Here is a 13,478-nt window from a genome sequence, read left to right as displayed (position 1 = left end):
ATTAGTGTTTGAAATGTCTCATTCCTGTAAAAATCATTGCAATCCCATATTTATCAGCAGCGTCTATCGATTCCTGATCCCGAACGGATCCCCCCGGTTGGATAATCGCTGTGATTCCGGCCTTGTGAGCCGCCTCTACACAGTCTGAAAAAGGAAAGAAGGCATCTGAAGCCATTACACTACCTTTTATGTTATCTCCTCCTTGCCGGATAGCATTTTCCAGAGCCCAAATACGGCTGACTTGTCCCGGTCCTACGCCCGTCGTACATTTATCTTTTGCTATAGCAATACCGTTGGATTTAGTATGCTTTACAACCTTCCAGGCGAAAAGCAAATCTTCCCGTTCTTTTTCACTGGGTTGACGTTTGCTCACTACTTTAAATCCCTCTTCCGGAAGAAGAAGAGTATCCAGGTTCTGGACCAGTAAACCGCCCAATACCGTTTTTGCTTTAAAGGCCGTTTTGTCTGTCTTCAGGATGTTGTCCAACTGAAGTAAGCGAATATTTTTCTTTTGGGTTAAAATTTCCAAAGCTTCCGGAGAAAAAGAAGGTGCCAGAATTACTTCCAGAAAAATCTGAGACATCTTCTCAGCCGTTTCTCTGTCAATTTCCCGATTGGCAGCTACAATTCCCCCGTAAATGGAAACCGGATCTGCTTCGTATGCTTTTTTGTATGCTTCTGCAAGAGTGGGAGCACTGCCGACTCCGCAAGGGTTGGCATGCTTTGCAGCTACCACAGTCGGTTCATCAAACTCCTTTAACGTTTCCAAAGCGCCATCTGTATCCCCTATATTGTTGTAAGACAATTCTTTGCCATGCAACTGCTTTGCAGAAGTTAAGGTACCTTCCGTACCTTTTACGGCAGTATAAAAAGCAGCTGACTGGTGGGGATTTTCTCCATACCTCAAAGCTTGCCTTTTCTCAAAAGTGAGGGTTATGGTTTTGGGTTCTTCGATACGCAGACGCTCTGAAAAATAGTTTGCAATCAAGGCGTCGTAATGAGCCGTATGAATAAATACTTTAGCCGCCAGCATTTCTTTGGTTTCCAAAGAAGTATCGCCTTTTTGCCGAAGTTCGTCCAATACTTTATCATAATCTTCCGGATCCGTCAGCACCGTCACAAAGCGGTAATTTTTAGCTGCTGCACGGATCATAGTGGGACCGCCGATATCGATATTCTCGATGATTTCTTCATGTGAAACCCCTGGTTTTAAAATGGTTTGCTTAAAAGGATAGAGGTTACATACTACTATATCTATCGGCTCAATTCCCAATTCTTTCATTTGCTGGAGATGGCGGTCATTGTCTCGGACAGCCAATATTCCTCCCTCCACATTGGGATGTAAAGTTTTTACTCGGCCGTCGAAACATTCGGGGAACTTTGTCAGGTCTGAAATATCTTGAACTTGAATGCCTTCTTCTTTCAGTTTTTTAGAGGTTCCTCCGGTAGAAATGATTTCCCATCCTAAGGAATTCAATGATTTTGCAAAATCAACGATTCCTGTTTTATCAAAAACACTGATTAATGCTCTTTTCATCCGGATATTTTATTAGTGTGAATTTCGTTTCGTCGCAAAGGTAAAAAAAAAGAACGTTTTTTTTTAATAAATTGGCAGATAGTGCAATATTTTTATCAGAGGTTCGCTTAGTAGCTTATAATTGTCTGTATAACAATATATTGACAGTTTGTCCGAAGAATAAAACAGCGTGAATATTTTTATCTTTCATTTTCTTCTCAGAGGAATATTCATTTTTTTAAACGAGAGTATAAATAAAAAATACTACTTTTGAACAATAGAGAAAAATGGAAACGTAAATTCCTGAAAAATGAATGACAATAATGCTTCCGATTGGATATACCTGCTTATGGCTTTGGTCGCAGGAGGGTTGAGTATGATAAAATCTTTGTCGAAAAAAAAACCTATTCCTTCACATCCGCATTCCGCAGAGGAGATTGACGAGGAAGAAGAATGGCCGGAAGAGAACGGAAATCAAAGGACGGAGCCGATAATAGTGGAAGAGTATTCTGATTATTATAAAAACCGGATAGAAGCGACGGAAACGGAAATTTTAAAGGGGGGAGATTATTATAAGGAGAAACTTGCGATGAAGCATACAGAATCTGAAGAACCCCGGGAAACGACCGAAGAAGAAGGTGATTTTCAGTTTGATTTGAAAAAGGCAATTCTATATAACGAAATCCTCAACCGGAAATACGATTAGAAATTAATACCTATTCCGGTTGAGAAGGAGAATATATACGGTTTAAAATCGATATTCTCATCTTCGCTAATCGATTGTAAATAATAACGGAATCCGGGTTCCAGCATGATTTTAACTTTAGGGGAAATGGGGTATTCGACGCCGAGAGCCCAATCGGTGCTAATATTGAAATTCCGGATATTTTCTGTACTGCCAATGTATTCTCTGTTGTTTTCATAATTCAGGTAAGCTTTATTGCTGATGATAAAACTCCCACTGAAACCTGCCAATAAACTGAATCGGATCTTATTATTGTTCAGGTAATATTTCACAGCTATCGGAATTTCCAGTGCATCGAAAATTTGTTCTATTTCACTACTGCTACCATTTTTAGGAGCAATAAAGCTAGGGGCTCCTACTACTTCTGCAGTGCTCCGGCTTTTGATGTTTCCCAGGGGGGAGTGGGTTACTTTTTTACTTACTGCTCCTAAAGGCGATAGGATATAGGCCGGTGCTTTGCTGTTGTCCATATAGGTATAAGCCCGGCTTTCTCCTGTTTTTTGCCCCATACGGGTATACATAATACCTGTCTGTATAGAAAAGCGTTTGTGAGGAATAATGGCGATTTTCATTCCTCCGCTAAAATTGAATATACCGCTCATCTGATCCTTGGAATAACCATAATCCCGGTTCAAGGCTTCCGGAGTATTATAGCTTCCGGAAGCATAGCCGGGAGCGATGTGTCCGCTCAGTAAAATTTTAGTCTTTTTATCCGAAACGGAGACAGCCTTTTTTTCAATTTGCTCGGATTCTAATACCTGCTGGTAAAGTCGTAAAGTTTTATAAGATTGTTTATTGATCAATGGAATATAATCCTTAGGTGTTAATTTCCTGAATGAAGGTTGAGAAGTAGCCAATGCAACTTTCGTTTCTCCAATCGACTCAGGTAGCAACTCGGGGAAAATTGTACGTTTTTCAGGAATACGTTCTTTTATGACGGGTATGGGATGAACGGCAGGTGTCATAACTATTAACTGAGGGGTAGGTAGCGTATATTCCAGTTTATGGACAGGAGGTGCAGAAAAAGAATAAAACGCAGGTTTAACCTCAGATGTATTTTTCAGAATCGTCACTCCGGCTATAGCAAGCAACAATGCGATTGCTGCAGCTGCCCGGTATCGCCACAGGATAATTTTTCTTTTCCTTTTATGGACTTGCAGTTGTTGATTTATATTCTCCCAAATATAAGCTGGCGGTTCAGCATGCCTGTTTTGGTATGCTTTTTTAAATAATGAATCAATATTATTGCTCATATTTCAGGTAATCTTTAATTTTCCTTTTCAATATCTCTCTTGCTCTTGCCAAATTGGACTTCGACGTCCCTTCACTTATCCCCACTAAAGCCGCAATTTCCTTGTGCTGCATCTCGTCTATGACATATAAACTGAAAACCTGTCTGTATTTTTCCGGTAATTCTTCGATAAAACCGAATAAAACTTCCTCCGGGATATAAATATTTTCCTCTATATCGGCCATTGTCGTTTCCGGTACTTCTTCCACCACCTGCAGCATATTGTTTTTCCGGTATTTTTCGAATGTGATATGAATAAAAATCCGTTTCATCCATCCTTCAAAAGAACCTCTTCCCGAATATTGCGATATCGATTCAAATACTTTCAGAAAACCATCCTGCAAATTATCTTCTGCTTCCGTTCTATCCCGTGAATATCGGATACATATGGCAAACATTTGGCTCGCGAACATATGGTAAAGTTCCTCAGCAGCCTTCGGATCACCTTTTTTACATTTATCTATTATATTATCCAATTTACACATCGGTAGCTGTTGATAAGATGCACGACACCTAAAAAGGTTGCGTCACTCTTTAAAGAATGACGCAATATTTTTTAAATTTCTTTTGTTTTCTTTTGGAGCCATTCAGCTTCTTGCGGACAGAGGTAAGGAGAAATTTGTTTGTAGACGCTATGGTGATATGCATTCAGCCATTTTTTTTCTTCTTCATTTAATAATTCAGGTAAAAGGGCAGAGGTATCGAAATAACAAAGTGTTAGTGTTTCAAAACCCAACCATATACCGAATTCATTCTCCCTCAACCGACAACAGACAGTAATGTTCTCATGTCTCACGCCGTGGAAATTTTCCCGGTATATTCCCGGTTCGTCGGAAGTAACCATTCCAGGTAACAAAGGCTGATCTTTCCAGGTTTGACGTATATCCTGCGGTCCTTCGTGTACACAAAGGACATGTCCAATTCCATGTCCGGTGCCGTGTCCAAAGTTTCTGAAATGATCCCACAAAGGCTGCCTGGCAACTATATCGATATTTGCACCGCTAGTTCCTTGCAGGAAAATACATCTGCTCAAAGCAATCATACCTTTCAGAACGAGGGTGTAATCTTCTTTTTCCAGAGCAGTCAATTCGCCCAGCGGAACAGTACGGGTTATATCCGTGGTGCCATACCAATACTGAGCTCCGGAATCCACCAGATACAAGCCTTTGGGTTGTAACAAGGTATCTTTTCCAGGGACAGCCGAATAATGTGGTAAAGCTGCGTTAGGACCATAAGCGGAAATTGTATGAAAGCTGTCTGAAATGTAATCCGGATTTTCCTTCCGCAAAGCAGTAAGTTTTTCGGCAGCCTCGGTTTCAGAAATTGTCCGTTTTCCCACTTGTTGTTCCAGCCAGTAAAAAAAGCGCGTCATGGCAATCCCGTCTTGTTGACAAGCTTTTCGGAATCCAGCAATTTCCGTCGGATTTTTCAACGCTTTCCAAAGGACGACGGGGGATCTGCCTGTAATGATCTCATGAGAAGCAGCGATTTTATTGTATACAGCAAAATTCAATGTAGAGGTGTCTAGGCAAAATTTCTTTTTGTCTTTCCATTCTTCCAAAAAGAGAAACAAATGATGGTAATCCCGAATTTCGACTCCGGCTTCTTCCAAAGCCTGCTTGACTTCGGCAGGTATCTTAGCCGGTTTTACAAACAACCAGGCCCGTTCGGCAGAGACCAAAGCGTAACTGATAACAACCGGGTTATAAGGAATATCCTTTCCTCTGATATTGTACAACCAGGCAATTTCGTCCAGACAACTTAAAAGAAGTGCATCCGCTTTTTTTTCTTTTAAATAATCCCTGACGGACTGAATTTTTTGTTTTGTTGTCAGTCCGGTATACTTTGCATCCAATAAGAATACAGCAGCTTCCGGAAGGGCCGGCCGGTCCAGCCATATTTCTCCCAACAAATCCGTTTTTTCTACTACACGAATCTGTTTGGAAGCAAATACCCGGTTTAACCGTTCAATATCTCCGACAGTCATACAAAAACTATCGATTCCGACTCTCGATTCCGGAGCCAGTGTATCATTCAACCATTCAGGATAATCTACAGCTTCCGGTACCCTCAACTTATGCATATGAATCCCGCTTCCTTGCAATTCCTTTTCTGCCTGAATGAAATAACGGGTATCTGTCCACAAACCTGCTTCTTCCTGTGTTACCACAACCGTACCATAGGAACCGGTAAAACCGGATATCCATTTTCTCTGCTGCCAGGCTTCTGGTAAATATTCGCTATTGTGCGGGTCTATACCGGAGACAATGTAAGCGTCTAAACCTTCCCGGTCCATAATTTCCCGTAAGGCAGCCAGTTTTTCCTTTATCGTCATAAATTATTCAATTTTATTATTTTTTCAAATATAATAAGAATCGTACAATTTACAAATAACAAATTGAAACAGGGTTCACAAAATTATTTTTAGAAGAAAAAAATCCTCATTACAAATGTAATCTAAGTTCAAGGCCTTAAAAAGGGGATAATAGAGTTTACACTTGTAACAAAACCATTTAAAACAGATAAAAATACAGTTGTAAATTCATTGTTAGCAAGAACAGATTGACAAAGATTATATTGTGCATATAATAAATTGATAACCAATATAAAATTCATAATCAATTAATATTTTACTTTATAATTATAAGCTCTAAAAATTTATTTTCTTTCATTTTAATTGAAAAATAATATAAAATTAATAGTAATGTGTTTTATAATCAATGAAATATAACATTTATATAAAGTAGAAATACATGTGAAATACAGTCTTGAAAAAATGATCTTTTAATACTAATATATTGATTATAAAAATTTTAAGCATTGAGTGCCAGAGGATTGTTTTTAATAAATTGAATACCAGTTATTAAAATGAAAATTAGAAATAAGAATGATTTTAGTTACAATTGTAACAGGTTATTAATTACAATTGTAATTTGATTTTTCTTTTTCTTTTTATTACATTTGTAATATATACAGATTACGTTGTATTATCGTTTTAGGGAGGTTTTACTAAAGATGCGGTTTTTATGAAAGAACGGTTAAACGAGTTGATTGAAAAAAAGGGATTGACGGCAACAAAATTTGCAAATATGATAGAGGTCAATCCTTCTGCCATTTCACATTTGTTGAAAGGAAGGAATAAGCCCGGATATGATGTATTGGTAAATATAGCCAAAGTGTTTCCGGATATCAGTATGGATTGGTTGTTGACAGGAAAAGGAAGCATGTCGGTTTCCCCGTCCCCGGCAAATTTAAGTTTACCCTCTGTAGATAGTGAGAAAAACAAAAAGGAAATAAAAAAAGAGACGGAGGAGTCTCCCGTTGTGACATCCTCAGCCTCTCCGGCAGTTATTCCGGACGAAATAACTGCCGCTTTACCGAGGACGGAGTCAGGTAAGACCGTAAAACGGATTGTCTTGTTTTTTACTGACGGTAGTTTTGAAGACTATCTAAAAGGATAGGATTTAGATCAGTCCGACAATATCCTGTATTTTTTGGAATCCGTTTTTGTCCAGATAATCGTTTATCCCTTCTGTTATTTTTATCGTTACCGCAGGATCGATGAAATTAGCCGTACCAACCTGAATAGCTGAGGCTCCCGCTAAGAAAAATTCGATAGCATCCTCTGCGTTCATGATTCCGCCTAATCCCACGACGGGTATTTTTACGACTTTAGCAACTTGCCATACCATGCGCAAAGCGACAGGCTTTACGCATGGACCGCTTAACCCGCCTGTCACCGTACTGAGCCTGGGTTTACGGGTTTTGATATCTATAGCCATACCCAGCAGTGTATTGATCAAAGAGACGGAATCTGCTCCTTCTCCCTCAGCTGTAAGGGCTATTTCCTGTATATCGGTAACATTAGGGGATAATTTTACCATCAGGTGTTTGTGATAAACTTGTCTGACAGCTTTAACCACTTCCGAAACGGAAGAACAACGGGTGCCAAAAGCCATCCCGCCTTCCTTCACATTCGGACAGGATATATTCAATTCAATACCCGGAATATGGCTCAACTCGTTAATTTTCTCCGCAGTGGCTATATAATCTGAAACAGTAGACCCTGAAACATTCACCAGAACAGAAGTAGAGATATCTTTAATTTCCGGGTAGATATGAGTAATAAAATAATCCACCCCTTTGTTTTGCAAACCTACGGCATTCAGCATACCGCAAGGAGTTTCTGCCATGCGCGGGTAGGGATTCCCTTCACGGGGGTTTAAAGTAGTTCCTTTGACAATAAAGCCTCCTAAGTGGGATAGGTCGATGAAATCTTGAAATTCAGAACCGTAGCCGAAAGTACCGGAAGCCGTTAATACCGGATTTTTCAAATCCAATCCTTTTAAATGAACGTTTAAATCTGCCATTTCAAATCTTTTATATTAAAAACAGGTCCTTCTGTACATACGCATTTGTGTCCGGCAGTCGTATCCGTAACACAGCAAAGACAGGCTCCAATGCCGCAGGCCATCAAGTTTTCCAAAGATACTTCACAATCCACCTGACGGGCTGCTGCATATTTTGCCACAGCTTTCATCATGGGTTCGGGACCACAACAAAAAATGTGATCGTATTGATTGGCCAACAGGGAATGCTGGGTAGGATACCCTTTTTCCCCGAAGGAACCGTCCTCTGTTGTATAGTATAATTGAGCATATTGCCGGAAAGAATCTTCCAGTACGATGTCATTTTTTGAACGAACCCCGATCAATAAATCCGGGGTTAATCCTTTTTTATGCATTTCCTTGGATAAATACAGCAAGGGGGCTATTCCCACACCCCCTCCAACGAGTAGACAGCGTCCCTTTTGGGGTATAGAAAAAGAATTACCCAAGGGTAGTATAAGGTTCAACCTTTCATTTGCTTTTAAACGGGAGAGTCTTTGTGTACCTGCACCTGCTATCTTTATGAATAAGAATAACAGTTTATTTTCTTCATCTACATCATAAACAGATAGAGGACGCCTCAAAAAAGTGGCAGGAGAATCTTCCACTTTCACATTTACAAACTGTCCGGGCCGGAGAGAAGGCAATTCTTCGGAATACAAACTCAGTAAAAACATATTTTCATTGAGTTGCCGGTTCTCCTTTACTAGGAAATCGATTATTTTTTTCATACTGCATGAATTATGCATAACACACCTGATTATTCACTTTATTTCAGTTTTTCTCTTAAATATTTTCCGGTATAAGATTGTTCACAGAGAATAAGCTCTTCCGGCCGGCCTTCAAAAACAATCTTTCCTCCTTGTTTTCCGCCTTCCGGACCTAAATCAATAATATAATCCGCACATTTTATCACATCCATATTGTGTTCGATGATCAGTACGGTATGTCCCCGGTCCAGTAGGGCATTTAAAGAATCCATCAATTTGTGGATATCGTGAAAATGCAGGCCGGTAGTCGGTTCGTCAAATACAAATAAAGTCGGTTCCGGATTTTCCCGGCTCAGATGATAAGCCAGTTTTACCCGTTGACTTTCTCCGCCACTCAATGTACTGGAAGATTGTCCCAATTTTACATATCCTAAGCCTACATCCACCAATTTTTGTAATTTTTCAATGATACTTCGTTCACTATGAGAGCTCCCGGAGGAAAAGAATTCGACAGCTTGATTGACGGTCATTTCCAAAACATCGAATATATTTTTTCCCTTGTATTTTACTTCTAGCACATCATCTTTAAAACGCCGTCCTTTGCAATGTTCACATTCCAGGTACACATCGGCCATAAATTGCATTTCGACCTTAATGATACCTTCCCCCTGGCATTCTTCACAGCGTCCCCCCGGAACATTAAACGAAAAATGGGAGGGTTTAAAGCCTTGTTGTTTTGATAATTTTTCATCTGCAAATATCTTTCGAATATCATCCCAGGCTTTCACATAAGTGACCGGATTGGAACGGGTAGATTTTCCGATCGGATTTTGATCGATAAATTCGACTGCTGACAGTGCTTTCAGATCCCCCAACAGTTTATCAAAGCTTCCGGTCCTGTCTGAATAATCGCCGTAATATTTTTGTAAAGCCGGTACCAGTATGTCTTTAATCAATGTACTTTTTCCGGAACCGCTGACTCCGGTTACAGCAGTCATAACTCCCAAGGGAATATCTACTGAAATATTTTTCAAATTATTTTCCGTAGCCCCCGTAACTGTAATTTTCCGGGAAAAAGAACGGCGTTGCCGGGGCACTTCAATATGCTCTTTTCCATAGATATAACCGGCTGTCAGAGTATTCGCTTTTTTCATATCTTCCATCGTTCCCTGGAATACGACTTCTCCGCCCAGTCTGCCGGCATAAGGGCCGATATCTATAATTTGATCCGCCGCCCGGATAATATCTTCGTCGTGTTCTACGACAATAACCGTATTTCCCAGATCTCTCAGTCTTTTCAAAACTTTAATCAGTTGTGCTGTATCTCTGGAATGAAGTCCTATACTGGGTTCATCTAAGATATAAAGCGAACCGACCAGTGCAGATCCCAAAGATGTAGCCAGATTGATCCGTTGAGATTCCCCTCCGGAAAGAGAAGAGGAGAGACGGTTTAAAGTGAGATACCCTAGTCCTACTTCCTGTAGAAATTCCAGACGATTACGAATATCAGGCAATATCCGCTCTGCCACTTTCTGCTGATAATCGGTCAGGGTGAGTTGATCGAAAAACGATTTTAATTCGTCTACAGGCATTTCTACCAATTCCGGAATAGATTTCCCGTCGATTTTTACGAAAGCAGCTTCCGGTTTTAAGCGGGTTCCCTGACAGTCGGGGCATCTGGTCTTTCCGGTATACCTGGCAATCATGACCCGGTTTTGAATTTTATATTTTTTGGATTCCAGATAAGTAAAAAAATCATAGATTCCATGGAAATACCGGCAACCGTTCCAAAGTAGTTGTCTTTCCTCAGGAGTCAACTCATAATAGGGAGTGTGGACGGGAAATTTTACATGATGCGCGTTCCGGAGGAGTTCTTTTTTCCATTCGCTCATGACTTCTCCCCGCCAGCACATAATGGCATCCTCGTACACACTCAGTGCTTTATTGGGAATGACCAAATCTTCGTCTATTCCCAATACTCTGCCGTACCCCTCGCATTTAGGACAGGCTCCTATGGGAGAGTTAAAACTGAACATATTGACGGAAGGAATCTGAAAAACCATTCCGTCGGCTTCAAACCGGTTTGAAAAAGACCGTATATTTCCGTCTATTTCAATAAAACATTCTCCTTTCCCTTCGTAAAGGGCTGTTTCTACAGATTCTGAAATCCGGGATTGCGTATCTCTTTCCTTATCAATAGAAATCCGGTCCACTACCAGATAAGTTTCCGCCTGTTTTTCCAATAGTTCCGGCTGATCCATAATATCGTTGATGCGGAAAAACTGGTCTCCGCTTTTAATACGGGTAAATCCCTGGCTCAGTAAAAGAGAAAGACTCTCTTTTTCCTGTAGCTTTTCTGGACGGGACAGGATAATAACGCTTTTCCCTTCGTGCCCTTCTATAATATATCTGCAAATACTGTCTACGGAATCCCGTTGTACTTCTTTACCGGATACAGGGGAGAAAGTCCGTCCTGCCCGTGCATAAAGCAATTTGATATAATCGTATATTTCCGTGGAAGTTCCCACTGTCGAACGGGGATTAGAAGTATTTACTTTTTGCTCAATCGCGACAGCCGGCGGGATACCTTTGATATAATCGCATTCCGGCTTATTCAGCCGTCCTAAAAATTGTCTGGCATAAGCTGACAAACTCTCCACATATCTGCGCTGTCCTTCAGCATATAAGGTATCAAAAGCCAGAGAAGATTTCCCGCTACCCGATACGCCGGTAATCACAATCAATTTATTCAACTCTATCTTTAAGTTGATATTTTTCAGATTATGTACCCGGACTCCCTTCAGCTCTATATATTGTTTTCCTTTTTCCATTCCTGTAATAAAAATATTTAATGTTCAGAAGCTTAAATGCTTAACAGTTCGTACAGGGGGATCAATGCTTCCTAAAGGGAAATTTGATAAAAACACTCCTATTTCCGGATTCTTTAATCAGGAGCGAAGTCCCCTTAAACTCTTGAAAGTTTATACATTTGAACTTTTAGACTTTTGAATGAATTAAGCTTACAAAGATAATGAAAATTACAGCAATAAAAAAGCATCCCTTTTGCCGATAAATCACCTCTTTTATTCATTTTAAATCAATAAAGTAGAGAAAAACTTATTACATAAACCTTGAAAACTTATATTTTTTAAATAATTTCGACATTTTTCAACAATAAAGTTTTGGACAAAATAATGATTTACTTTTTATTATAGGACTTATTCGGAGAAAATATACATTTAAAGTAAATAAAGTTAATTCTACTTCGAAAGAAGGCATTAAGTAAAATTACTCGTTGGTGAAAGTGTGAAGAAAATAGAGTTTCTTAAAACAGGTATAATTTTTTATCTTTAAAAGACCTCCTTCTCTTGATTTGAAGAAAGTTTTTGTTTCAAAAATTTATTTTTTCTCTCTTTTTCTCTGTCCTTATCAGCCTTTGTATATAGTATGTAAAATTTTTGATTATACTCTTAGATTTTATGGAAAGCTTTGTACAAATTAACAAACGATAATCTCAGCCTTCATTCTCACGAGTGGAGGCTTTTATATTGGCAATATTATGGTCTAAATCATTAATAACCCAAGCATTATATGGCAACAATAAAGGTAAAATTCAGAAAATCAACAGTCGCTGGAAAGCCCGGCAGTATATACTATCAGCTATGTCATGAAGGCAAGGTTAAGCAATTGTCAACTAATATCCATTTATGTCCTGAGTATTGGGATACAAAGGCAGAGAATATTATCAAATTGTCATCAGAGCCCAGCGTCAATCCGTTGCTCAGCGAATATCATTTCAAAATCGACAGCGATTTGTCGAGACTGAAACATATCATTGGCGAGCTTGATGTAAAGGGTGACAAGTACACACTCTCCGATGTCATATCATTGTTTAATAAGTCGGAAAGTGACTTGTTGGTTTTCTCGTTCTTCGAGGAGCAGATAGAGCATTGCAAGCTGAACAGGCAAATGGGAACTGTCCGAAACTATCAGCGCACTCTGAACAGCATCCGAACCTTCTTGAAAGGGAACGACATCCCTTTTACCATGATAACAGAAACACTTGTCTTAGAATATGAAAGATGGCTTGCCGGAAACGGTGTGGTAAGGAATAGCAGTTCATTCTATATCAGAAATTTGCGTTCAATTTACAACAAGGCGGTGAAGAGGAATCTTACAGAGCAAAGGTTTCCGTTCAACAATGCCTATACCGGTACAGACCGAACCCGTAAGCGAGCCGTTGGAGAAGATGTCATAATGCGTTTGCTAAAAATGAATTTGGATTATTCCAAACCTCTTGCTTTGGCGCGAGATCTCTTCGTTTTCAGCTATTGCACCCGCGGTATGTCATTCGTCGATATTTCCTTCCTTAAGAAATCAGATGTATCAAACAGCGTTATCAGTTATGTGCGACATAAGACAGGACAGCAGCTTTGCATCAGGATTGAACCTTGTATTGAAAAAATCATAAAGCAATATGAAACTGAAACAGCAGACAGCATATATGTCTTTCCTATTATCACTGCGACAGATCCGGAAGTGGCATACAATCAGTATCAGATAGCCTTAAGTTACCACAACCGCAAATTGAAGAGACTGGGAGAAGAAATCGGAGAGCATCTATATCTGTCCTCATACACAGCCCGTCATACATGGGCAACGACGGCGCGTAACCATAATGTGCCTATTTCTGTTATCAGTGAAGGTATGGGGCATACCAGCGAGAGAACGACACAGATTTATTTAGCGTCACTCGAAAATTCTGTTATAGATGAGGCAAATAAGGAGATTTTGGAGAGGCTAAATCGTGTGGTTTCTCTGTAAGAAA

10 protein-coding genes are annotated in these 13,478 nt (G+C 39.7%); 3 read left to right on the top strand and 7 right to left on the bottom strand.

The features are described 5' to 3' along the window. Position 1: 1 nt before the first annotated feature. Positions 2–1,537: a bifunctional phosphoribosylaminoimidazolecarboxamide formyltransferase/IMP cyclohydrolase gene (gene purH, locus HMPREF9449_RS04780; protein ID WP_009136109.1), complete on the bottom strand. Its 1,536-nt coding sequence runs from the start codon at positions 1,535–1,537 to the stop codon at positions 2–4. A 289-nt stretch (positions 1,538–1,826) separates the two neighbouring features. Between purH and HMPREF9449_RS04775 the strand changes: the two genes are divergently transcribed. After that, the gene (locus HMPREF9449_RS04775; protein WP_009136108.1) at positions 1,827–2,222 is read left to right on the top strand and encodes a hypothetical protein; all 396 of its coding nucleotides are present in this window, start codon (positions 1,827–1,829) and stop codon (positions 2,220–2,222) included. Here HMPREF9449_RS04775 and HMPREF9449_RS04770 read toward each other — a convergent pair. The 3 genes from HMPREF9449_RS04770 to HMPREF9449_RS04760 all read right to left on the bottom strand — a co-directional run bounded on the left by HMPREF9449_RS04770 (position 2,219) and on the right by HMPREF9449_RS04760 (position 5,887). Continuing rightward, complete coding sequence (locus tag HMPREF9449_RS04770) at positions 2,219–3,514, bottom strand: outer membrane beta-barrel protein (protein ID WP_009136107.1); 1,296 nt, start codon at positions 3,512–3,514, stop codon at positions 2,219–2,221. The genes HMPREF9449_RS04775 and HMPREF9449_RS04770 overlap by 4 nt on opposite strands. Continuing rightward, a complete protein-coding gene (locus HMPREF9449_RS04765; RefSeq protein WP_009136106.1) occupies positions 3,504–4,037 on the bottom strand; it encodes an RNA polymerase sigma factor in 534 nt (177 codons plus the stop codon). Before HMPREF9449_RS04765 ends, HMPREF9449_RS04770 begins: the two co-directional genes overlap by 11 nt. Positions 4,038–4,108: 71 nt before the next feature. Next, on the bottom strand, positions 4,109–5,887 hold the full coding sequence (locus HMPREF9449_RS04760; RefSeq protein WP_009136105.1) for an aminopeptidase P family protein: 1,779 nt from the start codon (positions 5,885–5,887) through the stop codon (positions 4,109–4,111). Positions 5,888–6,578: 691 nt separating this feature from the next. Between HMPREF9449_RS04760 and HMPREF9449_RS15825 the strand changes: the two genes are divergently transcribed. Next, positions 6,579–7,013: a helix-turn-helix domain-containing protein gene (locus HMPREF9449_RS15825; protein ID WP_009136103.1), complete on the top strand. Its 435-nt coding sequence runs from the start codon at positions 6,579–6,581 to the stop codon at positions 7,011–7,013. 3 nt (positions 7,014–7,016) lie between these two features. Here HMPREF9449_RS15825 and HMPREF9449_RS04750 read toward each other — a convergent pair whose 3' ends face one another. From HMPREF9449_RS04750 to uvrA, 3 genes are read right to left on the bottom strand one after another with little or no spacing between them, the layout of a single operon-like run. Beyond that, on the bottom strand, positions 7,017–7,922 hold the full coding sequence (locus tag HMPREF9449_RS04750; RefSeq protein WP_009136102.1) for a dihydroorotate dehydrogenase: 906 nt from the start codon (positions 7,920–7,922) through the stop codon (positions 7,017–7,019). Further along, positions 7,910–8,671 carry a dihydroorotate dehydrogenase electron transfer subunit gene (locus tag HMPREF9449_RS04745; protein WP_040611216.1) on the bottom strand — a complete coding sequence of 254 codons (762 nt, stop codon included), beginning with the start codon at positions 8,669–8,671 and terminating at the stop codon, positions 7,910–7,912. The genes HMPREF9449_RS04750 and HMPREF9449_RS04745 overlap by 13 nt, the downstream gene beginning before the upstream one ends. 38 nt (positions 8,672–8,709) lie before the next feature. Further along, on the bottom strand, positions 8,710–11,481 hold the full coding sequence (gene uvrA, locus HMPREF9449_RS04740) for an excinuclease ABC subunit UvrA (protein WP_009136100.1): 2,772 nt from the start codon (positions 11,479–11,481) through the stop codon (positions 8,710–8,712). Between the two features lie 760 nt (positions 11,482–12,241). On the opposite strand from uvrA, the gene HMPREF9449_RS04735 reads away from it, so the two are divergent. After that, positions 12,242–13,474, top strand: a complete 1,233-nt coding sequence (locus HMPREF9449_RS04735) for a site-specific integrase (RefSeq protein ID WP_009136099.1) — start codon at positions 12,242–12,244, stop codon at positions 13,472–13,474. The last annotated feature ends 4 nt before the right edge of the window (positions 13,475–13,478 follow it).

It is taken from the genome of Odoribacter laneus YIT 12061 (assembly GCF_000243215.1).
Classification (GTDB): domain Bacteria; phylum Bacteroidota; class Bacteroidia; order Bacteroidales; family Marinifilaceae; genus Culturomica; species Culturomica lanea.
Note: the sequence above shows the minus strand (reverse complement) of the source record. Positions and strands in the feature narration are given on the sequence as shown.